Annotated in this window: 18 protein-coding genes; 7 read left to right on the top strand and 11 right to left on the bottom strand. The window is 63.4% G+C overall.

The genetic code is table 11. The features are described from left to right. Nucleotides 1–28: 28 nt before the first annotated feature. Both BLW08_RS16825 and BLW08_RS16820 read right to left on the bottom strand, forming a co-directional pair. Nucleotides 29–1,378, bottom strand: a complete 1,350-nt coding sequence (locus BLW08_RS16825) for a GAF domain-containing protein (RefSeq protein WP_090817280.1) — start codon at nucleotides 1,376–1,378, stop codon at nucleotides 29–31. Nucleotides 1,379–1,513: 135 nt separating this feature from the next. After that, entirely contained in the window at nucleotides 1,514–2,962 is a 1,449-nt protein-coding gene (locus tag BLW08_RS16820; protein WP_091326643.1) for an FAD-dependent oxidoreductase, read from the bottom strand. A gap of 117 nt (nucleotides 2,963–3,079) precedes the next feature. Between BLW08_RS16820 and rarD the strand changes: the two genes are divergently transcribed. Beyond that, entirely contained in the window at nucleotides 3,080–4,144 is a 1,065-nt protein-coding gene (rarD, locus tag BLW08_RS16815) for an EamA family transporter RarD (RefSeq protein WP_091326546.1), read from the top strand. A gap of 95 nt (nucleotides 4,145–4,239) precedes the next feature. Here the strand turns inward: rarD and BLW08_RS16810 are convergent, their stop codons facing one another. Genes BLW08_RS16810 through BLW08_RS16790 form a run of 5 tightly spaced genes read right to left on the bottom strand, consistent with a single transcriptional unit; the run spans nucleotide 4,240 to nucleotide 11,289 of the window. Beyond that, the gene (locus BLW08_RS16810) at nucleotides 4,240–5,607 is read right to left on the bottom strand and encodes an alpha-L-fucosidase (RefSeq protein WP_254779935.1); all 1,368 of its coding nucleotides are present in this window, start codon (nucleotides 5,605–5,607) and stop codon (nucleotides 4,240–4,242) included. Beyond that, entirely contained in the window at nucleotides 5,604–7,568 is a 1,965-nt protein-coding gene (locus BLW08_RS16805; RefSeq protein WP_254779934.1) for a DUF2264 domain-containing protein, read from the bottom strand. Before BLW08_RS16805 ends, BLW08_RS16810 begins: the two co-directional genes overlap by 4 nt. Before the next feature lie 32 nt (nucleotides 7,569–7,600). Continuing rightward, nucleotides 7,601–9,250 carry an extracellular solute-binding protein gene (locus tag BLW08_RS16800; RefSeq protein WP_090817271.1) on the bottom strand — a complete coding sequence of 550 codons (1,650 nt, stop codon included), beginning with the start codon at nucleotides 9,248–9,250 and terminating at the stop codon, nucleotides 7,601–7,603. A 34-nt stretch (nucleotides 9,251–9,284) separates the two neighbouring features. Continuing rightward, nucleotides 9,285–10,265 (bottom strand): carbohydrate ABC transporter permease, encoded by a 981-nt coding sequence (locus BLW08_RS16795; RefSeq protein WP_090817269.1) that lies wholly within the window; start codon nucleotides 10,263–10,265, stop codon nucleotides 9,285–9,287. After that, nucleotides 10,249–11,289, bottom strand: a complete 1,041-nt coding sequence (locus tag BLW08_RS16790; protein WP_090817266.1) for an ABC transporter permease — start codon at nucleotides 11,287–11,289, stop codon at nucleotides 10,249–10,251. Before BLW08_RS16790 ends, BLW08_RS16795 begins: the two co-directional genes overlap by 17 nt. Nucleotides 11,290–11,545: 256 nt before the next feature. Here BLW08_RS16790 and BLW08_RS16785 point away from each other — a divergent pair, with 256 nt between their 5' ends. The 3 genes from BLW08_RS16785 to BLW08_RS16775 all read left to right on the top strand — a co-directional run bounded on the left by BLW08_RS16785 (nucleotide 11,546) and on the right by BLW08_RS16775 (nucleotide 16,219). Further along, complete coding sequence (locus tag BLW08_RS16785) at nucleotides 11,546–12,571, top strand: hydroxyacid dehydrogenase (protein ID WP_090817264.1); 1,026 nt, start codon at nucleotides 11,546–11,548, stop codon at nucleotides 12,569–12,571. Next, a complete protein-coding gene (locus BLW08_RS16780) occupies nucleotides 12,571–13,665 on the top strand; it encodes a LacI family DNA-binding transcriptional regulator (protein WP_090817261.1) in 1,095 nt (364 codons plus the stop codon). The genes BLW08_RS16785 and BLW08_RS16780 overlap by 1 nt, the downstream gene beginning before the upstream one ends. 133 nt (nucleotides 13,666–13,798) lie before the next feature. Further along, on the top strand, nucleotides 13,799–16,219 hold the full coding sequence (locus tag BLW08_RS16775) for a polysaccharide lyase 8 family protein (protein WP_254779933.1): 2,421 nt from the start codon (nucleotides 13,799–13,801) through the stop codon (nucleotides 16,217–16,219). A gap of 167 nt (nucleotides 16,220–16,386) precedes the next feature. Here the strand turns inward: BLW08_RS16775 and gabT are convergent, their stop codons facing one another. Together gabT and BLW08_RS16765 are read right to left on the bottom strand one after the other, a co-directional pair. After that, complete coding sequence (gene gabT / locus BLW08_RS16770) at nucleotides 16,387–17,742, bottom strand: 4-aminobutyrate--2-oxoglutarate transaminase (RefSeq protein ID WP_062073360.1); 1,356 nt, start codon at nucleotides 17,740–17,742, stop codon at nucleotides 16,387–16,389. 46 nt (nucleotides 17,743–17,788) lie between these two features. Next, on the bottom strand, nucleotides 17,789–19,219 hold the full coding sequence (locus tag BLW08_RS16765; protein WP_090819041.1) for a gamma-aminobutyraldehyde dehydrogenase: 1,431 nt from the start codon (nucleotides 19,217–19,219) through the stop codon (nucleotides 17,789–17,791). Between the two features lie 144 nt (nucleotides 19,220–19,363). Between BLW08_RS16765 and BLW08_RS16760 the strand changes: the two genes are divergently transcribed. From BLW08_RS16760 to BLW08_RS16750, 3 genes are all read left to right on the top strand, one after another. Further along, the gene (locus BLW08_RS16760; protein WP_091326544.1) at nucleotides 19,364–20,806 is read left to right on the top strand and encodes a PucR family transcriptional regulator; all 1,443 of its coding nucleotides are present in this window, start codon (nucleotides 19,364–19,366) and stop codon (nucleotides 20,804–20,806) included. A gap of 78 nt (nucleotides 20,807–20,884) precedes the next feature. Next, complete coding sequence (locus BLW08_RS16755) at nucleotides 20,885–22,171, top strand: MFS transporter (RefSeq protein WP_091326543.1); 1,287 nt, start codon at nucleotides 20,885–20,887, stop codon at nucleotides 22,169–22,171. Continuing rightward, nucleotides 22,168–22,848: a FadR/GntR family transcriptional regulator gene (locus BLW08_RS16750; protein WP_091326541.1), complete on the top strand. Its 681-nt coding sequence runs from the start codon at nucleotides 22,168–22,170 to the stop codon at nucleotides 22,846–22,848. The genes BLW08_RS16755 and BLW08_RS16750 overlap by 4 nt, the downstream gene beginning before the upstream one ends. A gap of 11 nt (nucleotides 22,849–22,859) precedes the next feature. On the opposite strand, the gene BLW08_RS16745 is transcribed toward BLW08_RS16750, so the two are convergent. Both BLW08_RS16745 and BLW08_RS16740 read right to left on the bottom strand, forming a co-directional pair. Further along, nucleotides 22,860–24,224 (bottom strand): MBL fold metallo-hydrolase, encoded by a 1,365-nt coding sequence (locus BLW08_RS16745; protein ID WP_091326540.1) that lies wholly within the window; start codon nucleotides 24,222–24,224, stop codon nucleotides 22,860–22,862. 85 nt (nucleotides 24,225–24,309) lie between these two features. Beyond that, entirely contained in the window at nucleotides 24,310–25,776 is a 1,467-nt protein-coding gene (locus BLW08_RS16740; RefSeq protein WP_062073368.1) for an FAD-dependent oxidoreductase, read from the bottom strand. Between the last annotated feature and the right edge of the window lie 20 nt (nucleotides 25,777–25,796).

Genomic DNA, 25,796 nt, shown 5'->3' with positions numbered 1-25,796 from the left:
CAACTACGTTGCACCCTTGTGATTCAGCTCACGCAGTGAGGTCGGTTTCGATCCGTTCAAGATCAGCCACGACGGCGGCCCGCTTCGGTGAGCGCGGCGGCAGCAGCCTCAGAACAGCGAGGCGGAGGTCGACGTCGTACTTCGCCTCGGGCAGCTCAGCGTACTTGAGCAGCGAATCGACGCTGCCGTCAGTGAGCAGCGCCTCGCGCAGCAAGTGCCCGACCCGTTCACGCAACTGCACGACGCCGGGCGCTTCCGAACGTGGAAGAACGGCACCTTTGTAAATTTCCAGGGCGATGCGATGTGCTCCACGCTGCAGGCAATTGAGCACCTGGCCGGAATCCGGGAGCAACTCGACAGGCAAACGGTACGGACGGGATTCGGGAACAGCATCGGGGCTGAGTTCCTGGAGGACCTTACGGAGCCGCACCATTTCCGCGCGGAGAGTCACTGAGGAACCGTCGCCGGGATAGAGCTGGGCGCAGAGGTCATCGGCGCTCAGCCCTTCGGGCTGGCTGCTGAGAATCGCCAGGATTTCGCTGTGCCGTGCGGAAAGCGAGACAGTCCGGCCTTCGATACTGAGCAGAGCTTGGTCCCGGCCCAACAATTGGAGGCTGTTCCGGTACAGGGCCTGCCCGGAGGTGGTGGCGGCGCTCCGGCGTCGAGGTTTCTCCCTGACCGCGGCCGCCATCGTCAGGCGTTCAATACGTAGCTGTGCCTGGGCCGCAGCGACGGTGGCCTCCACCAACGAAAGGGTGTGCGGGGCAACCGCGGTTTCCGTGCCCGTGATGTCTACGACGCCCAGCACGGCACCGGAATCGGGATCGTGGAAGGGAACGGCAGTACAGCTCCACGGGTGAACTGAGCGCTTGAAGTGCTCCGCACCGGAGATCTGGATGCTTCGGTCAAGGGCCAGCGCCGTACCCGGTGCACTGGTGCCCACGGATGCTTCGGACCAATCAGCTCCCGCAACGAACATCATGCCTTCAGCGCGGCGCTGCATCACGGGATCGCCGTCCACCCACAAGAGCCGCCCGACGTCGTCGCCCACGGCCACCAACAGTCCGCTGTCATGGCTGGGCTGAACCAGGAGCTTCTTGATGACCGGCATGATGGCAGCCAACGGGTGTTGCCTGCGATACTCCTCCAGCTCGTCCCGGTCCAAGGCAAGCGGCGCCTCGGCGACGTCTGGGTTTGCGTGCAGATTTGCCGAACGCTGCCAGGACTCACGCACCAGGCGGCGGAGGCCAACAATGCCTTCACCTTCGGGCATCCCCAGCCGCAGAGTCTCCAAACGCTCGTGCCCAGCCAAGGCACGCCTTTGAACCAGTTCCGCGGCATCGCTGCCCGGAACCGGTGGATGGATTGGATTCCTCATCGAACTCCCCTGATGCGCTGCGCGTGCGGTGGGCGGCACAGTACCGTGAAGTCTAGTTCGAGGACGGGAGTTTTTGTACAGGTGAAGCCCTCATGACCCCGTCTAAGGGGCATTACCTGCGCAAAAACCCACCAGTCAGCCGCGGGAGATCTGGATCATTTCTTCACGCGGAACAACCTTAATGCGCTCGCGGACCACGCCGTTCCCTTCGGCGTTGGAACCTTCGCCGGAAGTCCAAGCTGCACCCAGGGCGGCCTCGTGGGCATCGAGCCGGTTCCAGCCCTCCCACGTGGTGTATTCGACGCCCCGTTCCTCCAGGAGATCGATGATGGCCTGCGGATCCGGATTCCGGGCGGGAGGCAGGGTGAGCCGGTCTTCGAGGAGGAATCCGATGGTCTCCAGGGCATCGCCTTTGGTGTGGCCGATCAGGCCAACGGGTCCGCGCTTGATCCAGCCAGTGGCGTAGATACCTGGCACGTGGTTTCCGTCCGCATCCAGGACGCGGCCGCCGTCGTTCGGGATGACGCCGCGGCGGGCATCGAACTCAAGCTCCTCCAACGGCGAACCGTGGTAGCCGATTGCGCGGTACACGGACTGGACGGGGTACTCCACGAATTCCCCGGTGCCTTTGGCGTTGCCTGTTCCGTCCAACTCCATACGCTCGAACTTGATCCCGGAAACTTTCCCGGGCGTCTCCGGCGAGTCGAGGATTTCCACGGGGCTGTGCAGAAAATGCAGGTGCAGGCGCCGCGAGGACGGTTGCTCCGACTCGGCGTGCTCCTCCACCAACCAGTTGGTCATGGTGTTGACCATGGTCTTGATCTGGTTGTTGGTTTTGATGGCCTCATCCGAGGCTTCGTCGAACTCGAAGTCCTCCGGGTAGAGCACGATGTCCACGTCCTTGCAGTGGGACAGTTCGCGCAGTTCCAGCGGGGTGAACTTCACCTGGGCGGGGCCGCGTCGGCCGAAAACGTGGACGTCGGTGACCGGGGACTTCTTGAGCCCGGCATAGACGTTGTCCGGAATCTCGGTGACCAGCAGTTCTTCTGGGTGTTTGACCAGCATGCGGGCGACGTCCAGGGCCACGTTTCCGTTGCCAATGACGGCGATCTCCTTGGCGTCCAAGGGCCATTCGCGGGGAACGTCCGGGTGTCCGTCGTACCAGGACACAAAATCGGCACCGCCGAACGAGCCGGCCAGTTCGATTCCGGGGATGTTCAGGGCGGCGTCTTTGATGGCACCGGTGGAGAAGATCACGGCGTCGTAGAACGCGCGGAAATCGTGGAGCGTCAGGTCGCGGCCATAGGTCACGTTTCCCAGGAAGCGGATGTCGCCGCGGTCCAGCACCTTGTGCAGCGCGTTCACGATGCCCTTGATCCGTGGGTGATCGGGGGCCACTCCATAGCGGATCAGGCCATAAGGCGCCGGGTATGCCTCGAAGAGATCGATGCTGACCTCCACGTCACCGGCCTTGACCTCATTGGATTTGGTCAGGATGTCCGCGGCGTACACGCCTGCAGGACCTGCGCCAATGATCGCAACGCGAAGTGGACGTTTGGGGGTGGTTGCGGCTGAGTTGGACACCGTAAGCCCTTCCGAAGCAGTGAGCCACGCCATTGTTGGGGCGCGCAGATTCCAATTCTAGATGTCGACCCTACGCCAGACCGCTTATATGGCAGGAGTCACAGAAATTCCCAAACATTGCGGAATATTGCGCCCACGGATGGTGTTGCCGACAATGTGTCGACACCGGAACAGATCATCTCAGGCCCCCCTTCAAAGCAACCCACGACGACGGTAGCCGGGGGCGGGAGGAAAGGCACCGGCGGTTCCGCCAAGCCGGTGCGGAGCGAGTCGACCGCGGGGATCCTGTTCGGCATTGGTGCTTACGGCCTGTGGGGCCTGCTTCCGCTGTACTTCTTCGTCCTGATGCCGGCCAGTGCCATCGAGATCGTGGCCAACCGGATCGTGTGGTCCCTGCTGTTCTGCGCGCTGCTGATCACCATCACCAGGGCCTGGAAAACGTTCTGGACCGCAGTGAAGGATCGTTCCGTGTTCGGTCCCCTTGCCCTGGCTGCGGGGCTGATCGCCATCAATTGGCTCACCTACACATTCGGTGTCACTACTGGCCATGCTGTTGAGACGTCCTTGGGTTACTTCATCAACCCTCTGGTTTCTGTTCTCCTGGGCGTTTTTGTTCTCAAGGAAAAGCTGCGCCCCCTGCAGTGGGCCGCTGTGGGTATCGGCTTTGTCGCAGTGGGCGTGCTGACCTTCTCTTACGGCCAACTCCCCTGGATCGCCCTTATCCTGGCCTTCAGCTTTGGCCTGTACGGTTTCGTGAAGAAGCGCGTGGGACCCAAGGTCGATGCCCTCACCAGCCTCAGCGTGGAGACCGTGGTGTTGGCTCCCTTCGCAGCGATCACCATGGTTGTGCTGGGTGTGACCGGCGCGGAGACCCTCACCACGTTGGGAGCCGGGCATTTCTGGCTGCTGGTGGCTTCCGGCGTCATCACGGCTGTTCCCCTGCTGTTCTTCGGAGCCTCGGCACGACGCTTGCCCATGACCACCATCGGCCTGCTCCAGTACTTCGCCCCGGTCCTTCAGTTCATCGTGGCGCTGACAGTGTTCAACGAGACCATGACCACAGCCCGCTGGATCGGCTTCTGCGTAGTGTGGTTGGCTCTGGTGTTGCTCACCATTGACATGCTCCGCACAACCCGGAAGAACTCGGTCCTGAAGAAGAAGGCCCGGCTGGCCGCTGCGTAGGCGCGAGGAAAGCCCGCCAAATCGCGGGAAGCCTGCCAACTCGCCGGAAGTTTCCCGGCGAACTGGCATGGTTCCCGCGAACTCGTCGATAAGCCCTAGTCCAGCACGTCCGGATTGGGTTCCCTTGGGGACGCGACCGCGGTCCGGACACCCGTTGTCACCGCGAAAACGAGCGGCCCGGAGCCCGAGGCAGCTCCAAGATCCACCTCGAACAAGGAGTCGGCCAGCCTCTTGGACGGATACTCACCGGAGGCGAAGCCCAGCAACCGCAGCCCCACGAGTTCCAGTCCCGCGGGCAGTTGCAGCCGGATCCGCCCGGATGCCGGCGCCCGGGTCACAATGGCATGCACCTCGCCGGTGCCAGACCGGGTGAAGTACCCCCACCCCGGGTAGTCCCAGCCTTCAGCGAAGCCACAGCCATGGATCGCTTCCCCGTTGATGGCGAGCCACTCCCCCACCCTGCTGGCAATCTCTACCTCTGCCGGAGCCATGGAGCCGTCGCCCCGGGGTCCGAAGTTCAACAGGAAATTACCGCCAAGGGACGTGCAGTGGGCGATCATATCCACCACATCCCATGGGTGCTTCAGTGTCGACTGCGCCCAGGGCCCCTGATGGTACCCCCAGCTTGCCTGCGGAATGGTCATACACGCTTCCCAGTCGCGGGTAACCACGGCGTGGTCCCATGGCTCAGGCAACCTCCGCTCGTAGCCACTTTCGTAATCACCCATCAGGAAGCCATTCGTATCCACATGCCTGGCTCCCATGTCGTCGGCACGCAATCGGCTGTTAACCACCACGCCGGGAATCCGGTCCTTCAGCATCCGTTCAACTTCCCAGGTCCACCGGCCGTTGGCCTTGACGGATTCGTCCCACGTGCCATCGAACCAGAAGCCCTTGACACTCGGATAACGTTCCGCGAGTTCCTCCAACTGCTTCATCGCGAAGTCCAGGTAGCGGGCAAAAGCCGCGTGGTCGTCGTCGTTCTCCAGCGTGAAGCGCCAGTCAGGGTGCCGCCAGTCGAGCACTGAGTAGTAAAAGTTGACGTCGATGCCCCGGGCTTCGTAGGCCTGAATGAGCTCGGCCAAGACATCCCGGCCCGACGGCGTGTTGCCCATGTGGAAGTCCGTGTGGGCACTCGGCCAGAGGCAAAAGCCATCGTGGTGCTTGGTGGTGATGGTCATGTAGCGCGCACCCAAAGCCACGGCCGTGTCTGCCCATTGCCCGGCGTCGAAATCGGCCAGCGTGAAATCGTTGGCAAGGGCTTCCCACCGCTGCTGCGGAATCTTGGCGACGCGTGGCAGGAACTCCGCCGCGAACTCCACGTCCTTGCCTTCCCACCGGCCCGCCGGGAGCGAGTACAGGCCCCAGTGGATGAACTGCCCCACCCGATGGCCGCGGAAACGCTGCATTGCGGCGTCCTGGCGTGGTTCCAGCCGGGATGCACCGTACTTGAGCTCCATCATTTCCCCACCTGCCCGTCCCACGGCACGAACGTCCGCAGGTCAAAAGTTTGCGAAGTGCCGCTTGCCCACCTGACGGAGACTTCCGTACCGGAGACCACGACGGCGGCAGCTGATTTGAGTTCTGCGGGCGCCGGAGCCGGTCCCCTGGTCAGCGCGTGGAGGGCAACATGCACCGTTTCCTCACCGCGGCGCTGCGCGCTCAGGCTCGGGACCGTCGAGTGCTTGCCCATGGCGTTGGCATCCGTGTATCGGGTGGTCCCTGGTACCTCCCAGCCGTGCACGGCGGTGACGGCAGCGAACACGTCACCATTGTTGACCCACGATGTGTCCCCGGTCAGCCCCGCTTCCCCGGGGTGGTTCCCAGCCACAGCATGGCCACCCTCCCGGACTGAGTACTCCACGGGGCCGCGGACCAAGTGGCAGCGAAGCTCGTAGATCCCATCCACTGCAGAGACGGTGGTCACCGCCGTGCCGGGCAAGGTCTTCCCATATAACTGCGGAATGTGTACCGATCCGCTGACGAGCCCGTCCGTGCGGGTGCCTCGGAGGGCACAGCGGCGGCTGGCCACGCCGTCGGACCCCAACAGCGCCAAGTGACCGTCAATGTTGTCCTCCCACGCAGCTCCCGTACCTGGTGCCGTGTGCGTCGAATAGGAGAACTTGGCGTAATGCGGATCGTCGGGGTCCGTCCCGCCGCCCACGGGCAGGCCGCAGTGATCGCTGCCGTGGTTGGTCAGGCGGACCAGGCCGCCATCGGTGCTCATGGTCCAACCGGCATCGGGTAGTGGCTGCACCACGCCCGGACCATCGGTGGGCTGGGCCTCTTCGGCGTCCTGCCACACCCTGTGCTCCGGCGGCAGCGCCAAACCAAGGAATCCAATGCCCGCCAGATACGGCGAACCAAAACCGCTGTACGCCTGGCAGGAACCCATGTGCTCGTCATACCAGCCAAGGTTCGGCGGCCCCTCCACACCAACGCCCCTGGCTGTGAAGTTCGCCAACACCCCTGACGCCAGCCGCCGCGTGGCACCCGGTGTCAACGGATTCACCCCGGAGATCTCAGCACACCACAGGGCCGCCAAGACCGCAGTGCGGTACGCCAGGGATCGCCCAACGTGCAGCGCTGCGCCATCGCTGGCGAACATCAGGCTCTGCGTGCCCACGAACTCACGCAAGCGCTCCAGATGACGGCGGCCATCAGGGGTGCCCTCCCGGCCGGTCATCTTGTACCAAGCCCACAAATAAGGGTGGATGGCCCACGCATTGTAGTAATCGATGGAATGCTCCGGCCCATCCGTATACCACCCGTCCCCCAGGTACCAGGACTCCACCCGGGCCACGTTCCGCGCACCCGTGCAGCCGGACACGTCCTCGCCCACCGAACGCAGGAAACCCTCTGCCATCGCCGGAAAGAGCTGCCAGTTATTGCCCCACACCTCAAGCCGGGCATGGTGCCGCAACCAGCCTGCAACTTGCTTCTTCTCAGGCGCAGTCAACGGCTCCCACAGCCACTCACGCCCAACGAAAAGCGAGAAAGCAATGTTCGCGGCCTCCACGATCGAGTTGGTTACCCCCAACAGCGGAGACTTGCAGGTGACACCCAACGGCCAGCGCTCCGCGCCTTCAGGATCAGTCCCTGCCAGCAGCGCCTCCCGGTACCAGGCCGCCAGCCCAAGCCGGTCCTCGCCACGCGCCCCGGCAATCCGCGGCGCGGCCATCAGCAGACTCCGGCCAATGGTCTCCATGCCTTCCCGGCGCTCGCCGTCACGCGTCACAGGGCCCGGCAGGCGTGGACTGGCCTTGAGCGGGCTGGAATAGCCGCGGATGTGTTCCAGCCAGTGGTCAGCTGTTGCTTCCCAATGGCCGCGCGTCCATCCGGTGAACGGGGACTGGACGGGATCTGGAGTGGGCAGCCACGGCAGGCGTGGGTAGCTGGGCAGGTTGGGCACGGTCTGTGTCACGGTATTCGGATCCTTGGGTCTCTGCGGACCGGCTACTTGGCCAGCGCTGATTCGTATTCGCCACGAATGGTGTCTCCACCATTCTTCTTCCAGTCCGCCACTGCGCTTTTGAGTGCGTCCATGGTGCCACGGCCTGCGATCACTGCCGTGGCGGCATCGGAGACTGGCTGGCCCAGCTTGGCGCCCTTGCTGGCGTTGGTGGGGCTGAACAGGGTGCCGCATGGATCTTCGACACCCAGCGGAATGAGCTTGGAGTAGGCATTGTGCATGACGTCCACAATGTCCTTGTTGCTGGGGTCGTACACCACTTGCTGCGGAGCGGCGAGGTACTTCCACGGCACAGCGTTGTCCAGCAGCGCACGCTCGGTGACTACCGGGTTCCCGTTGGAATCCAAGGTGTAGTCCGCTCCCTCTGCACCATAGTTCAGCAGCAGGTACTCCTCACTGCCAAACGGGGCAGCCAGGAAGTTTGCCACGGCCAGGACTTCCTTGAGCTTGGCTTCATCTGCCTTCTTAAGCATGACGGTGGCGAAGGTGATGTTGTCCAGCCATGTCTGTGCCTTCCCGCCGTCGTGGCCCACGGGAATGAACGGCACAGCTTTGTTGGCCTTGTTCGCTGCAGGGATGCTGCGGCCGTACCCGGTGGGTCCGATGTACGCGGGAAGCCCGTCGTAAATCATGGCAACCTTGCCGGAGATGAAGGAGTTCACCATCTGCGATTTGGTCCAGCCCTCGGAACCCGGCACATACAGTCCGTCCTTGTAGAGCTTGGCTGCGAACTCGATCGCGGCCATGTATTCGTCCGTCTCGAACGCCCTGGTGAGTTTGCCGCCGTCGTTCTTCCAGACGTTCGGTGTGCGGAACATGTGGTGCAGCATGGTGAGTCCAAACTTGGTGCTGCCCAAGGCCCATTGGTTCTTGGACGGGTTGGTGAGCTCCTTGGCCACCCGGTAAAAATCGTCCTTGTCCTTGATGTCCTCGGTGGATGTGATGCCCACGTTTTCCAGCAAGGTCTGGTTCACAAAACCCGAGCCGCCCGTGAGGTTGCGTGGGATAGGCAGCGAGTAGAGCTTGCCGGCCTGGACTGTCTGCTTCCAGAACACCTCCGGAATGGCCGCCAGGTTGGGGTACTCCTTGATCTTGTCCCCGCCCAGCAACGGCGTGAGGTCAGCACATTTGGCCTGCAGGAATTCCACGATGTTGGGCACCGCCGCGCCGTCGTTGAGCATGAGGTCCGGCAGCTCGCCACCGGCAATGATCGTGTTGAACTTGGTGGCATAGTCATCCGAGGAAACCGAGGTGATCTCCACCTGGCCGCCCAGACGGGCTTCGATGGCTTGCCACGCCGGGTTGTCCGCACGGGCGTTGGGGGCAGTTCCGAACAGGTTGGTGATGGCGGTGACCTTGCCGCCCTTGAGCGGTGCGTTCTCCACACTCCGGAACGGAGCCGGGTACTTGTAGAACGCCGACGGCACACCCTCTGCCGTTCCTGGAATGTCCGCCGCGGCTGCTTTGAGGGGCATGTGCGTTGGGAGCAGTGCTTCGCTGGCATTGGAGGCAACACTGGTGGTGCGCTGGCCGCAGCCAACCAAGGCTCCGCCACTGAACAAAGCCAGGGCGCCGATGCCCGTGACGGAAAGGAAGTTCCGGCGGCTGGGGCCGGTGGTGGGGACTGCTTTCATGGGATTCCCTTTCAAAAGTGGATAGTTGAGTCGACTAGCCTTTGATGGCGCCGGTGAGGACGCCTTTAGTGAAGTACCGCTGAAGGAACGGGAAGACGATCACGATGGGGATCAGTGAAATCACGACGACGGCCATCTGGATCGCTTGTGACGGCACCGCGATCTCGGCTACTGCGGAATCGCCCATGGGCTGGCCGAGCAGAACGTACTGGCGCAGGATCATGGACAGCGGCCACTTGTCGTCATTCAGGTAGAGCATGGCGTTGAAGAACGCGTTCCAGTACCCCACTGCGTAGAAAAGCCCGACGACGGCCAGCACTCCCCGCGACAAAGGGAGCACCATCTGGACCAGGATTCGGAAGTCTCCCGCGCCGTCGATCTTCGCAGCCTCGAACAATTCCTGCGGCAGGTTCATGAAGAAGGACCGCACCACCACCAGGTTGAAGGCGCTCATCAGGGTGGGCAGGACCAAAGCCGCGTAATTGTCCAGCAGCCCGAGCTCCTTGACCATGAGGAAGCTGGGGATGATGCCAGGGCTGAAGAGCATGGTGAACAACGCCGTCATCAGGAAGAACCGTCCGCCCACGAGGTCCCGGCGGGTCAGGCCGTACGCCATCGCCACAGTGACCACCAGGGACAGGGCCGTGCCCACGGTGGTGATGACCAAGGACCGGATCAGCGCATCAGTGACTACACCGCCGGCAAAGATGGTCTGGTACGCGGCGAAGGTTGGTTCTTTGGGGAAGAGCACCAGGCCGTTGTTGTTGGCGATCTCGCTCTGGCTGGAGAGGCTTGTGGCGAGGACCGCCAGCAAGGGGTACAGCGCCAGGAAACAGATGACCACCAAAGCGATGGCTTTGGAAATCTGCATGGCCGGCTTGGGCTTCTCCATCCAGACGGGACGGGAGTCCTTGGCCTTGGGCCGGTTCTTTGGCCCGTTCTTCGGCCCGTTCCTGGGCCCGTTCTTCGGGCGGCGGCCCAAGCCGGCCACCAGCGTGCTACTTGGATTTGCCACTGGAATAGACACCTTCCTGTCCGAAGAAATGCGCGAGCTTGTTGGCGCCAAGTACCAGGAACAGTCCGACGATTCCCTTGACGAGGCCCACGGCGGCCGCGGGTCCCCACTGGCCGTCCTGGATGCCGTGGAAGTAGACGTACGTGTCCAGGACTTCGCCGGCACCGGGTCCCACGTTGTCGCGTTGGAGGACGATTTGTTCGAATCCGACGGACAGGATGCTGCCCAGGTTGAGGATGAGCAACAGGACGATCACCGGCATGATCCCGGGGAGCGTAATGTGCCAGAGCCGATGCCGGGCATTTGCTCCATCCACCGCCGCGGCCTCGTAGAGCTCCTGGTCCACGTTCATGAGCGCTGCCAGGAAGATGATGGTTCCCCAGCCGGCGTCCTTCCAGATGGACTGGATGGTGACCAGGAACGGGAAGAACTCCGGCGTGGTCATGGCATCGAAGCGGGGCAGGCCCAGGTTTTCGAGCAGGTGCGGAACCGCTCCTGTGGCACCGAGGACCTCGGAGAAGACCGCCACGATGATGACCCACCCGATGAAGTGCGGCAGGTAGACAACGCTCTGCACGAACTTCCGGATCTTATTGGACACGATGCTGTTGAGCAGCAGCGCCAGGCAGATGGGAACGGGGAAGAAAAGGGCCAACTGGAGGCCCGTGATCACCAGCGTGTTCCGGAGGGCCTCCCAGAAGGCACCGTCCTGGAACATGGCCGCGAAGTTATCCAGGCCCACCCAGACGCTGTCCATAAAGCCGAGGTACGGCTTGTAGTCCAGGAACGCGATGACGTTTCCTGCAAGGGGGACGTAGTGGAACACCACAAAGTACAGGAAGCCGGGGGCGATCAGCAGCAGCATCACTTTGTCGCGCCGAATCCTTGCCATGAGACCCTTCTTGCGGGCCTGCCCTGCACCATTGGCCGGTGGTCGACCCCGACGGCGACCTTCCGCCACCGTCGCCGGCCCGCCGACGTCGGGCGTCGCTTGGGGCGTGAGTGTCTGACTGTTGCTGCTCATGTATTTCCTCTGTCTGCGCCGTCAGGGCGGATGTGGAGTGGCCCGGCGCCTGGGGAGCGCTCAATGGCTAGAAATAGTAAGCGTTTACTATGGAGAAGAAGCTACCCATGGTCGAGGTGTGATGTCAATAACATGCACAAAACCATACATTCATTGCTTCTGCCGGGATTGACAGGATTTCAACCGGCCACCTAGTGTGGCTGCAAATAGCAAGCGCTTACTATAAATTTCCCTCGACGAACCGAACGGAACCGCAGTGACCACCAACCTCCACCAAGCCGGCGCCATCAAGGCTGCGTTCGCGATGGGCCGCAACAACCTGCGCACCCTGTTCAGCTCCGAGGACCTCGCGCGACTCCACGGAATGGTCACGCTCCTGGACTCCGAGCCCATCGCCGACTTCGCCGCCCGTGGAGCGTTGGAAAAACTCAGGGGCGTCCAGCTCCTCATCACGGGGTGGGGCGCGCCCGCCATCGATGGGTTCGTGCTGGATCAGCTGCCTGAGTTGCGCTGCATCGTCCACGCAGCCGGTACCGTCAAAACCTTCCTGTCCCCGGAGGTCTACGCCCGCGGAATAGAGGTTTCGTCCTCGGCCGCTGCCAATGCGGTGCCGGTGGCGGAGTACACCTTCGCCGCGATTGTCATGGGCCTCAAAAGGGCCCGGCGGTTCAGCGAACAACTGCGCATCACAGGCGCTTCCCGCAACGCGTCCGGCTTCCCCACCATAGGAACCAACGGCGTGACCATCGGACTGGTGGGCGCCTCCCGCGTCGGGCGCCTGGTGATCGGCTTGCTCAAGAACCTCGATGCCCGGGTGCTGGTCTACGATCCCTATCTCACCGCCGTCGAAGCCTCGGCGCTCGGCGTGGAAACCGTGGGCTTGGACCAGCTGTGTGCTTTGTCGGACGTCGTGAGCGTCCACGCACCGGACATCGCAGAAACCAAGGGGATCATCGGTGCGCAGCAACTCGGTCTCATGAAGGACGGAACCCTGGTGATCAACACTGCCCGGGGTGCTTTGATCGATGCCGTGGCCCTGACTGCCGAGCTTGTTTCAGGACGGCTGGACGCGTATCTTGACGTCACAGAACCGGAGCCGCTTCCGATCGGCTCCGTGCTGCACACGCTGCCCAATGTGGTGCTGACGCCCCACATTGCGGGGGCCATGGGCAACGAAATCCACCGATTGGGCAGCCACGCCGTGATGGAAATCCGGCGATTGACCGAGGGCTTGCCCTTGGCTTATCCGGTATTGGCCGCGGATCTTGCGAGAATCGCTTAGTGACTGAGAAAAGCTCCCCTACAGATCCGATCCATGCCCGCGGTGGCAGCGGCGCCACCATTGCTGATGTCGCCCAGGCGGCAGGCGTATCGGTGGCCACTGTTTCTAGGGCCCTGAGCGGCAACTACCCGGTAGCAAAAGCCACGCGCGAGCGAATCTTCCGGTCCGTGACGGACCTCGGCTATGTGGCCAATGCACACGCCCGGGCCCTCGCCGGCGCTACCACCAGGACCGTGGGCATCATCATCAACGATGTGGCCGATCCCTTCTTCGCCTACATCGCCCGCGGAGTCGAACGCCAGGCGAGCGCAGAAGGGCGCATGTGCCTCATCACCGCCACCCATGGGGACAAGGAACGCGAACTCGCGTTGGTGGACCTCATGCGTGAACAACGCACTGATGCCGTAATTCTGGTGGGGGGCGCTTCGGACGACCCGCGATACAGGAAGCAGATGGCGGACCGGGCACGCGCGTTGGACGCGGCCGGCTCCTCACTGGTCCTCTGCGGCAGGCCGTCCTTGGGGGCGGGAGTGCCCACCAAGATGGTCACCTACGACAATGAAGGAGGCGCCTTCGCCATCACCGACTATCTGATCTCGCAGGGGCACCGCAGGATCCTTTATGTCGGAGGGCCTCGGGACTTTTCCACGACGGCGTCCCGGCTGTCCGGTTTTTACCGCGCCTTGGATGCGCGCGGAATTGAGCGGGACCCGGCCCTGGTTCATGAGGGCGCCTTTGGCCGCGGCTTCGGGTATAGCCGCATGCGCGAGCTCCTGGACCAAGAGGTGGATTTCACCGCCGTTTTCGGTGCCAATGACCTGGTAGCCGCCGGCATCCTCGAAGCCTTGGAGGAGCGTGGCATCCGCGTTCCACAGGACGTCTCGGTGGTTGGCTACGACGACGTTCCGGTGGCCAGCGAGCTGCGCCCCCGACTCACCACGGTCCGGGTTCCGCTGGAGGAACTGGGGCGCGAGGCCGTGCGTTTGGCGCTCTCCCAGTCACCTCACGACGCCGGGGCCTCCTCTGACAACACCCTTACCGTCGGCACACACATCGTCATCCGGGACTCGGTTTCGCCACCCAACAAGCCCTGAGCAGTTTTGTTCATTTCTGTTGAGGTGCCCGGGAACCGGACATAAAGTTGCGGAAACTTTCACCGCAATGTCCACCCCCATCACACCTGGAACAGTTTTGAACGGAGCAGTTTTGAACTTCAATGGACCCGCAATGAGCCGCAGGACCCTCTTCCGCGCAGGAGGTGCAGCAGCCCTCGCCGGGGCGCTGCTCTCCCAAACCGGCCCCGCTTTTGCCGCCTCCGATGCCGGAGTGCAGGAACTCATCGAGCGACGCCGGCTGGTCCTGACCGGAGGCCGGAGCGCGGCAGACATCCCCGAGCTCGCGTCGCAGCTTGAAGGAATGGGTGAAACCACCGGGAAATGGTGGACTTCCATGGACAAGGCACCGGTGCGAACCTCGCTGTGGAGTGACATCCCGTTGACGGGCATCGGACAGTCCACTGCTGCTACCGGCAACATGGGCCTGCACTTCAACCGCCTGTACGACATGGCTTTGGGATACGCAGTCCCCGGCAATCCTTACGCTGGAGACCCGGACTTGGCCGCCGACATCGTGGCGGGCCTGCAGCTCCTGAATGACACTGCGTACAAACCGTCCATCAAAGCAGCAGGCAACTGGTGGTTCTGGGAGATCGGGGTCCCCCGGAAGACCGTGGATATCCTGACCCTCCTTCATGCTGAAGTTCCCGCGGCCCTGCGGACGTCGCTGTTGGCAGCCGTCCGATGGTTCGCCCCCAACCCGAATTGGCGCGGCCGTGCTACATCCCTGGCAGAGACGGGCGCCAACCGCGTGGACAAGTCATTGGCCTGCTGCATGCGGGGCATCCTGGACAACAATCCCAGTGAGATCGCCTTGGGCCGCGATGCCCTCAGCGATACTGTCCGCGGTGGAACCAACAGTGTCTTCACATACGTCACCAGCGGCGACGGCTTCTACGCCGACGGGTCCTATGTGCAGCACTCCTATCTGCCCTACGCCGGTACGTACGGGGTGGTGGCTTTGGCCGGCATCGCCGAGATCATCGCGATGCTGGGAGGAAGCACCTGGGCGGTCAACGACCCCAAGAGATCCGTACTCCTCGACGCCGTGGAAGAGACGTACGCCCCGTTCGTCTGGGACGGCCGGATCATGGACACCATCCGTGGACGCGCGGTTTCCCGGCAGCGGGAACCGGACTACGTCAGCGGCTTTGGGCTGATCTCCGCTGTCCTTCTGTTGGCACCGGGTTGTGAGGAGCCGTACCGTTCCCGTTTCCTGGCACTGGCCAAGGGGTGGTTGGAACGCTGCGCGGACCAGAAGCTGGTGGGGCATCCAACGCAGAGCCTGGCGAAGTCCTTGCTCTCCCTGGGCGTGCTCTCCGATTCCAGCGTGGTCGCTGTTCCGGCGCCTGTGTACAGCCGCATGTTTGCCGATCAGGACCGGCTGGTCCATCACCGTCCCGAATGGGGCTGCACCGTGAACCTGTCCTCCAAGAGGATAGGCCGTTACGAGTGGGGCAACAGTGAGAACAACCTCGGCTGGTACCAGGGCGACGGCATGACGTTTCTCTACACCCGTCAGGATCCGTCCCAATTCAGCGCCGACTTCTGGCCCACTGTTGACCCCTATTCCCTTCCTGGCACCACCGTCAATGACCAGGTTCGGGCAAGCGGAGCTGGAGGCGCAGGGACCGGTATCCCCCGCGCATTCCAGGCGTTCGCCGGCGGACTCACCGTGGACGGTCGCTGGGGTGTGATCGGCATGGACCACCTGAACCATAACAAGACCCTGTCCGGCCGGAAGTCATGGTTCTTCCTGGACGACGCCGTGGTCTGCCTCGGCGCAGGCATCACAGGAACCGGCGGCGCCGCGGTCCGGACGACGGTGGAAAACAGGTCCTTCGCCGTGGGTTCAGTGCCTGCTGTGCGCACGGATTCCCGGAATCGTCATATGGCACCAGGTGATGCACCAGTTGCCGTGAAGCGGTCCGTGCACCTTGAAGGTCACGGCGGCTACGTCTTCCTGGACTCACCCGGAGTTTCGGGCACCCCGGAAGTGGCTGTGGTCCGGCGGACCGGCAACTGGTTCGACGTCAACTCAGGGGCGGACACTGGCGGCACTACGGATCCTGTCACGCGGGACTATGTGACCTTTACCCACCGCCACGGCGTGGACCCCGTGGCGTCGGGCTACGCCTACATGATGCTGCCTGCCGCAGCCGCTTCGGACACGTTCTCCCAGTCGGCCAACCCCGCTGTGAAGGTCTTGGCCAACTCGGCGGATGCCCAGATCGTGGAAGTGGGCAAAGACAAGCTGGTCCTGGCCAACTTCTTCGCCGCAGCATCTGCCGGCGGCTACGCAGCGTCCGGGCCCTGCACCGTGGCTGCCCACCAGCCCGGGGACAAGCTCACCCTGTCTGTGGCGGATCCGTCCCGGACGCAGTCCGTTGTCCGGCTAACGCTGGCTGGCTCACAGTGGCGCACGCTGCTGCAGGCCGATCCCGGCGTCATCCTGGTCAGCGCCAATCCCCTGGTCGTCGAGGTCCAACTCGACGGCCATGGGCACCAGAAAAACCTGACGCTGGGCAGCTAGGCGCGTCCCGCCGTCGAGCGCTTTCGCGGGCCCCCGCCGAGTTCGCGGGAGGTGTGCCAGATCGCCGGAGAGTTCCAGCGACCTCGCCGCCTTCCCGCGAACTCGGCGCCCAAACAAAAGGAGGGCCGGGAAATTTCCCGGCCCTCCTCGTTTTGTAGCGTGGAGTGTTACGCGTGAGCCTTGATGGCTGCGGCGAGGACCTCAAGGCCGTCGATCAGCAGTTCGTCGCTGATGACCAGCGGCGGGAGCAGGCGGATCACGTTGCCGTAGGTGCCACAGGTCAGGATGATGACACCTTCCTTGAGGCAAGCGGCAGCAACGGCTTTGGTGAGCTCAGCATTCGGTTCCTTGGAACCGGACTGGACCAGCTCGATGGCCAGCATGGCGCCACGGCCACGGATGTCGCCAACGACGGAAACTTCAGCAGCCAGTTCGCGGAGCTTGCCCAGGGCGAGCTCTTCGATGTGACGGGCACGGCCGTTGAGGTCGTGCTGTTCCATGGTGTCGATGGCTGCGAGAGCTGCAGCACAAGCAACCGGGTTGCCACCGTACGTACCGCCGAGGCCGCCCGGGTGAACGGCGTCGAGGAGGTCGGCGCGGCCGGTGATCGCGGACAGCGGGAGGCCGCCGGCGATGCCCTTGGCCATGGTGATGATGTCCGGGACAACACCCTCGTGGTCAACGGCGAACCATTCGCCCGTGCGGCAGAAGCCGGACTGGACCTCGTCAGCGATGAAGACGATGCCCTTTTCCTTGGCCCACGCGGACAGTGCCGGGAGGAAGCCTTCGGCCGGAACAATGAAGCCGCCCTCGCCCTGGATGGGTTCGATGATGATCGCGGCAACCTGGTCGCCACCGATCTGCTTCTCGATCATGGTGATGGCGCGCTTGGCAGCCTCGGCACCTGTGATCTCCGGGTTCTCTTCACGGAACGGGTAGCTCATGGGCATGCGGTAGACCTCGGGCGCGAACGGGCCGAAGTTGGTCTTGTACGGCATGGCCTTGGCGGTGAGTGCCATGGTCAGGTTGGTGCGGCCGTGGTAAGCGTGGTCGAAAGCAACCACGGCGTCGCGGCCGGTAGCCAGACGTGCAACCTTGACGGCGTTCTCCACGGCTTCAGCGCCGGAGTTGAACAGTACGGTGCGCTTGGCGTGATCGCCCGGGGTAAGGCGGTTCAGCTGCTCAGCAACTGCAACGTAGCCCTCGTACGGGGTGACCATGAAGCAGGTGTGCGTGAAGTGCGCGGCAGCTTCCTGGACAGCGGCGACGACGGCGGGGTCGGACGCGCCGACGCTGGTCACGGCGATGCCGGAGCCGAGGTCGATGAAGGAGTTGCCGTCGACGTCGCGGATGATGCCGCCGTCGGCGTCTTCAACGTAGACGGGGACGCCCGAGGCGACACCGGCAGCAACGACGGCGGAGCGGCGCTCGGCCAGTGCCTGCGACTTGGGGCCGGGGAAGGCGCCGTTGATGTTGCGCTTCTGCTCGATGCGGTACGAGAGTTCGTTCGCGGTGGTGGTCATGAGGTGGTTGCCTTTCTGGGAAATTCGTACGGGTTACGCGACGGCGCTATGCGTCCAGCGCAGACATCACGTGCTTGATGCGCGTGTAGTCCTCGACGCCGTACATGGAGAGGTCCTTGCCGTAGCCGGACTGCTTGAAGCCGCCGTGAGGCATCTCTGCCGTCAGGAGGATGTGGGTGTTGATCCAGACCGCACCGAAGTCCAGGTCGCGGCTCATGCGCATGGCCGTGCCGTGGTCGGTGGTCCAGACGCTGGATGCCAGGGCGTATTCGACGTCGTTGGCCAACTCGAGCGCTTCTTCTTCCGTGCTGAACTTCTGCACGGTGATGACCGGGCCGAAGGTTTCCTTCTGCACGATGTCGTCGCTCTGCTTGGCACCGGTGATGATGGTGGGCTCGAAGAAGAAGCCCTTCTCGCCTGCGCGGTGGCCGCCGGTTTCGATCTTGCAGTTCTCCGGGAGGTGCTCTACCACGGAGGTCACGGCGTTGAAGTGGTTCACGTTGTTGAGCGGGCCGAAGTAATTGTCTTCGTCGTTCTGCGAACCCGTGTGCAGGGTCTTGGTGTGCTCCACCATGGCTGCCACAACGTCATCGTGGACCGAATCCTCGATGAGTACGCGGGTGATGGCCGTGCAGTCCTGGCCGGCGTTGAAGAAGGCGAACTCGGCGATGGCCGCTGCGCTCTTCTTGATGTCGGCATCCTTGAAGACGATTGCCGGAGCCTTGCCGCCAAGTTCCAGGTGGGCACGCTTGAGGCCCTTGGCTGCACCGCTGGCGACGGCAATGCCGGCGCGGACGGAGCCTGTGATGGAGACCAGGCCGGGGACCTTGTGGTCAACCATCATGGCGCCGGTTTCGCCCGTGCCAAGAACAACGTTGAGGACACCGGCCGGGAAGATCTCGCCAGCGAGGCGTGCCAGCACCAGGGTGGATTCCGGGGTAGTGTCCGAGGGCTTCAGGACAATGGTGTTGCCGGCGGCCAGGGCGGGGCCGATCTTCCAGATGGCCATGAGGAACGGGTAGTTCCACGGAGCAACCTGGGCCACGACGCCGATAGGCTCGCGGCGCACGTAGGAGGTGTGGCCTTCGAAGTATTCGCCTGCGGACTTGCCTTCCATGATGCGTGCAGCACCCGCGAAGAAGCGGAGCTGGTCGGCGCCTGCGGCAACTTCCTCGGAAGCAATCAGGGAGCGGACCTGCCCGGTGTTGCGGTGCTGGGCTTCCACGAGTTCATCGCTGTTGGCCTCTACGGCATCGGCGAGCTTGAGCAGCATCAGCTGGCGCTGGCCCGGGGTGGCCTTCTTCCAGGACTTGAACGCCTGGTTGGCAGCGGTCATGGCGGCATCCACATCGGCCTGCACCGAGATGGGCGACTTGGCAACGATCTCCCCGGTGGCCGGGTTAACGATGTCCAAAAGACCCGTACCTGCCGGCGTAACGAATTCGCCGTTGATGAAGTTCTGCAAGGTTTGAACCACGGTGTGCAACCCTCTTTCGGAGTCTGGGCATGGGTTTAGCTGATCAGAGCCTATGCCAGGGAGGGGGTCCAAGGAATAGCCAGCTGCACACACAAGAACCCCCCGCTTAGTGCGCTTGACCAGTACCGGGTTACGCTTTAAAGCATGGCAATGTCCCTCGCTTCGCTCGTCGCTGTCCCCTCCCTGAAACTCCGTCAGGCCGGCCTCGCTGAAACCACGTTGAACCAGGACATCAGCTGGGTTGCTGTCACGGAGTTGGAAGACCCGCAGCGTTTTCTGAGCGGCGGAGAACTGGTCCTCACCACAGGGCTGCGCCTCAAGAGCGCCGCCGATCAGCGCCGGTTTGTCCGCCAAGCACAGCGCGCCGGCGCCGTGGGCATCGGCTTCGGCATCGGCCTCACCCACGAGTCGGTTCCGGATGCCCTCATTGCCGAGGCCAACCGCTGGGGACTGCCCCTCGTGGAAGTGCCGTACGAGATCCCCTTCATCGCCATCGGAAAGCTCGTGGCCGAGTCACACTCCGCGGACCACTACTCAAACCTGGAGCGCTTGCTCGCCGGACATCAGATCCTGGCCCGCTCGCTCCTCACCGGAGGTGGCCTGAACGAGCTCCTCAAGCAATTGGGCAGCATGCTCCGCACCGACGTTGTACTCACCCAGTTCAGCGCGCAGCTCTACAACAGCGTGGCGGGGAAACCGGCCCCGACGGCGGATGGCTGGGCTTCGTACCCGATTCCCACCGGCCGCAGGGATGCTTGCACGCTCTGGTTGCGGCAGCCCTTTGTGGACTCCGGAATCGTGAGTTACGCGCAGAACCTTATCAGCGTGGAACTCAACAACATGGTTAAGCAACGTCAGTCCCAGCGGGCGATGGCCGGCCAAGTGCTGGACGACGTCATCCACGGCACCCTGGAGACCATTGAGGCTGCCAGGCGCTTGGCGGGTGTTGGAGTCAACAGCACACGGAAAAACGTAGTGCTCGTGGCGGAATCAACGGCACACCATAAGCAACTGATCAGCATCTCCCTGCCTCAGTCGCTGGAAGCCGGCGTCAGCGCCGTCGTCGGGAAGGATTTGGTGACGGTCATCAGCGACGACGGCAGCTCAGCTACCGCGTTGGCCAAAAGCCTCAGCGATCACTTGCAGGAGGCTGGAATCCACGCCGTCATTGGCATCGGGGGCGCCTACACGAAGCCGAACGGCTTGCGGTGGAGCTACTTTGAAGCGCGCGACGCCGTGGCACACGGCTTGCCGGTCAACGAGCCTGAGCGGTTGAGCCTGACGTCCCTGCTGCTGGCCAGCGAGGATGTTCCGCTGGCGGACATGGCCAGCGAATCCCTCACCCCGTTGCGGAAGTTTGATGCTGCCCATGGCGCCGAATTGGTGGCCACGTTGGAAAGCTACCTCAACCACAATGGGTCAGTGGCCGCCGTCGCCGAAGCTCTGACCTTGCACAGGAACACTGTTCGCTACCGCTTGGCGCAAATAACGGAACTGACCGGCTACGACCCCTCGCAAACGCAGGATCGTGTGCAGCTGTGGTTGGCATTGGCCGTCCAGCGCCTGGGTTCCCGCAACCCTCGATAGCCGCCTCGTAAACAACCAGCGCGGAGAGGTTCACCACAAAACTCTAGACATTAGACGTCAAACGTCTAACCTTTAGATATGGCCGCGACGACTCCTCTTACCCCCAGCACCGGAAACATCCCTACTGTCAGCCCAGCTCAGGCCGCCCCTGCGCTTTCGGCAACTTCAGCAGTCCCCAAGACGCGCGTCGTCGCCGTCGTCGGCATTATTGCCGTGGTGCTCATCGGCCTGAACCTTCGGGCCGGCATTACCAGTGCCGCGGCCCTGTTCCACGAACTGCAGCAGGTGCTGGGCTATGGCGCCCTGGTGGCGTCGATCCTGCCGTCCATTCCCTTGCTGTGCTTTGCTGTTGCGGGCATGGGAACGTCCTGGTTGACGCGCCGGGTGGGTGTGGAGAAGGCCATCGCCATCGCTCTTGGACTGCTGGCCGGCGGCCTGCTGTTGCGCGGTGTGCCGGTAACTGGCGCTCTCCTGGGCGGTACAGTCCTGGCTATGTCCGGCCTGGCCGTATGCAACGTTGCCATGCCGTCCTTCATCCGCGAACACTACTCCGAGCGCACCTCCATGATGACCGGCCTCTACACGTTCACCATGTCCGGCGGAGCCACGTTCGCGGCAGTTGTCAGCGTTCCCCTGGCACAGGAGCTCGGCTCGCCATCCATGGGACTGGCTGCTTGGGGCTTGCTGGGCGTCGCAGCCCTCATCGGATTCCTTCCGGTGGTTCTGCACACGCACCGGAACGCCACCAAGACTGATCGTCCGCGGGTTTCCATGTGGCCCCTGCTGCGCACCCGTTTGGGCATCCTGATCACCGCAATCTTCACCTTCCAGGCCTTCCTGGCCTACGCCGTGATGAGCTGGTTCGCCTACATCCTGACCTCGCAAGGCCTCAGCGCTTCCGAAAGCGGCCTGCAGTTCGGGGTAATGCAGCTGGTCTCCGTTGCCGCCGGCATGATCCTGCTGGCCTTCGGTTCCCGGCCCGGCATGCTGCGTCCCGCACTGTACCTCGCCAGCAGCTCCACGTTGGTGGCCATCGCCGCCATGATCTGGCTGCCGACGTCGTTGGCTGTTGTCCCCGCCGTGCTCTTCGGGTTCGGTTTGGGCATCTTCCCGCTGGTTCTGGTGATTATCAGCCGCAGCGGACGCTCGACGGCGGAAACCACCGCGCTCTCCACCATCGCCCAATCGCTGGGATACTTGATTGCGGCAATTGGCCCCTTTGGCATGGGACTCCTCCACAGCGCCACCGGCGGCTGGGTGTTGCCCCTGAGCCTGCTGTCGGTTGTTGCGGTGGCGCTCATGGTTACTTGCCACATGCTCACCAGCAAGCGCACTGCCACCAAGACCGGACCGAGGACAGTATGACCCTTACCCCTTCGCATCGCCCGGCTTTGGCCGAGGAGATCACCGCCAAGCTGCGGGACATGATCAAGTCCGGGGAGTGGCCGCTTCAGGAGCGCATCCCAGCCGAGCCGGAACTCATGGCGACACTCGGCGTGTCCAGGGGGACGCTGCGCGAAGCCATTAAGGCGCTGGCACACTCGGGCATGTTGGAGGTCCGCCGGGGTGACGGCACCTATGTGCGGGCCAACAGTGAGATGTCCGGCGCGGCCCAGCGCATGTATTTGGAGCACACGCAGGAACACATCGTGGAGGTCCGCCTCGGTCTGGACACCCAGGCTGCCCGGCTCGCCACCAAGCACGCCACCACCGAGGATCTGGCCGAGATGCGCCGCCTCCTCGCACTCCGGCATGATGCCTGGCAGGCCGAGGACTACCCAACGTGGGCCAGCGCCGACTGGGAATTCCACGAGCGCGTTGCCTTGGCGTCCGGCAATCCGCTGTTGCACCAGCTATACGTCTCCTTCGGCGGTGTCTTCCACAACGACCTCCTCCGCCAGCAGCGCAAGGGCGGCTTCAACGGCATCCCCCGCGAAGGCCACGACGAACTGGTTGATGCCTTGGAAGCCCACGATCCCGATGCCGCCGTCCGCAGCGTCTACCGGAACCTTGACTACTGTTCGGATCAGGCGCCGCGGTAACTACTGCCGGGCTATGACGTCGTCTCAACCCCGGCCCCGGCCGCATCCTTGAACCTGGCGTCGATCAGCACCACGTCGCGTCCGGCCCGGTCCAGCAGGCTGGCCGCGACACTCGCCCTGTATCCCGTGGCGCAGTGAACCCAAATCTTCGCATCCGGCAGTTCCGTGATCTTGCCGGGAAGCTCGTAGACGGGAATGTTGAGGGCTCCCTTGATGTGCGATGCCTCGAACTCCTCCGGGCGACGAACGTCCAGCACCACGTCCCCCGGTTCACGGCCTTTGAGGAGCGCAGACCAGTCCCCGTGCGGATAGCTGGCTTGAGGCGCATCTGAGGCCAGAGCTCCCGGATAAGGCCCGACGGCGGCGTCCGGACTGTCGATGCCGATTCTCGCCAGGTCGCGGATCGCCTTTTCCACCTCTCCCCTGGGCCCCAGGAGCGTGAGTGGTTGATTCCAGGGGATCACCCAGCCGAGGTAGCTGGTGAAGTTATCGCCCTTCCCGTACTCGAAGCTCACGCTGCCCTTGAGGTGGCTGTCCGCGAAAGCCACCCTGTGCCGAAGATCCACCACCCACTCCCCTGCGTCCAGGCGTCGGGTCAACACTTCAGCATTGACGGAGTCCGGGACGGCAAGGGCTGCGGGTCCCACTCCTGCCGCATTGAGCGGGCTCATGTGGGCGTAGTACGCGGGATAAGCGGTGATGTTTGCCAGCAACTCTGACACGAAGTGGTCCTCGTCGGGATCCGTTAGGGCATGGTTGCTCTTGAATTGCTCACCCATCGTGGATGCTTCCTGGTGGCTCGCGGGACCGCTGGAACAAAACGATCCGAAGCCGTGGGTTGGGTAGAGCGAGGCTTCCGGATGCGACGAGCCCACCAAGCGCCGGACCGAGGAGTACTGGTGATGAGCCAACGTCGCAGTGTCATCGGGAGAGACCAGGTCCGTCCGGCCCACCGAACCGTAGAGCAGGCTGCCGCCGGAAAAGACGGCCTCAGCGCCGTCGTCGTGCGTGTCATCCCGGACCACATACGAAAGGTGCGTGTGAGTGTGGCCTGGCGTGGCAACCACTCGCACCACGAGCTGGCCAACGCGGATAACCTGCCCGTCCGTGACGGGCACCCGGGTAAATGCGAGGTGATCCTCGGCATTCACCAGGTACGCAGCACCGTGCTTCTCTGCCAAGACCAACCCACCGGTGACGTAGTCGTTGTGGAGGTGCGTTTCGGCCACGTGGGTGATCCGAACTCCGGCTTCGCGGGCGGCAGCTTCAACCCGGTCAATATCGCGTTGAGGATCAATCACCAGCGCCACATTGCCGTCGTGCACCAAGTAGCTCCGGTCCCCCAACTGGGGCGTTTCAATGACAACGACGTCCATGACTCAGGGTACCGCCGGCGGTTGTCCCATAAGCAGCAGCGGGGCCACTCGAAAGGAGTGACCCCGCTGCCAGGAAACGCGGGAACTAGACCTGTGCGGCTACACCGTCACGGGAGATGTTGACCATGTCCTCGCGGGGAACAACCTTGATGCGCTCACGCTTGACCTCAACACCGTGGGAGGTGCCTGCTTCGGTCGCGGCTGCACCGAGTGCGAGCTCGTGGGCGTCCAGCGCCAGCCAGCCTTCCCAGCTGGTGAACTTCACGCCGCGGGCGTCCAGGAGTTCCACTACGGCGTCGGCTGCGGGAACCTCGGCGAGCGGCAGGTTTTCGCGGTCTTCCAAGAGGTACGTCACGGTCTCCAGGGCGTCACCCTTGGTGTGGCCGATGAGGCCAACCGGACCACGCTTGATCCAGCCCGTTGCGTAGAGGCCCGGCACGTGCTGGCCGTCGGCGTCCAGGACGCGGCCGCCGTCGTTGGTCACCACGCCCTTCTTGTGGTCGAACTCGACGTCCGGCAGGGCCGAACCGAAGTAGCCGATTGCTCGGTATACGGCCTGGACCGGGTAGTCGATGAACTCGCCGGTGCCGCGGGCGTTGCCCGTGCCGTCCAGTTCGGTGCGCTCGAACTTGATGCCGGCAACCTTGCCGGGCGTCTCTGCGGAATCAACAATTTCAACCGGGCTGTGCAGGAAGTGAAGGTGCAGGCGACGGGAAGCCTTGAGTTCGGAAAGGTCCTCGGGCTGCTCGGCGATCCAGTTGGTGAGCGTGCCAACCATGGTCTTGATCTGGTTGTTCGTCTGGACCTGGCGATCGGACTCTTCGTCGAATTCGAAGTCCTCGGCGTAGAGGATGATGTCAACGTCCTTGGAGTGCGAGAGTTCGCGCAGTTCCAGCGGGGTGAACTTCACCTGTGCCGGGCCACGACGACCGAAGACGTGCACGTCCGTGACGGGCGAGGCCTTCAGACCGGCGTACACGTTGTCCGGGATCTCGGTGACCAGCAGGTCATCGGCGTGCTTGGACAGGACACGGGCCACGTCCAAGGCCACGTTGCCGTTGCCGAGAACAGCAATTTCGGTGGCTTCCAGCGGCCATTCGCGGGGAACGTCCGGGTGACCGTCGAACCAGGAAACGAAGTCGGCGCCGCCGAACGAACCCTCAAGCTCGATGCCCGGGATGTTCAGGTCGGCGTCCTTGATGGCGCCAGTGGCGAAGATGATGGCGTCGTAGTGCTTGCGGAGGTCCTCAATGGAGATGTCCGTGCCGTAGTCCACGTTGCCGAAGAAGCGGATATCGCCGCGGTCCAGCACCTTGTGCAGGGCATTGACGATGCCCTTGATGCGGGGGTGGTCCGGGGCTACGCCGTAACGGATGAGGCCATACGGTGCCGGGTAGCGGTCAAAGAGGTCGATGCTGACGGTGAGCTCGCCACTCTTGACGGCCTCGCTCTTGGTCAGGATGTCCGCTGCGTACACGCCGGCCGGGCCGGAGCCGATGACGGCGACGCGAAGCGGACGGTCCGCAGAACCTACGGGGGTGCTAATTGACACGGCTGTGTTCCTTCTTCTTC

It is taken from the genome of Arthrobacter sp. cf158 (assembly GCF_900106835.1).
Lineage (GTDB): Bacteria > Actinomycetota > Actinomycetes > Actinomycetales > Micrococcaceae > Arthrobacter.
This window is presented reverse-complemented; position numbering and strand designations above follow the sequence as displayed.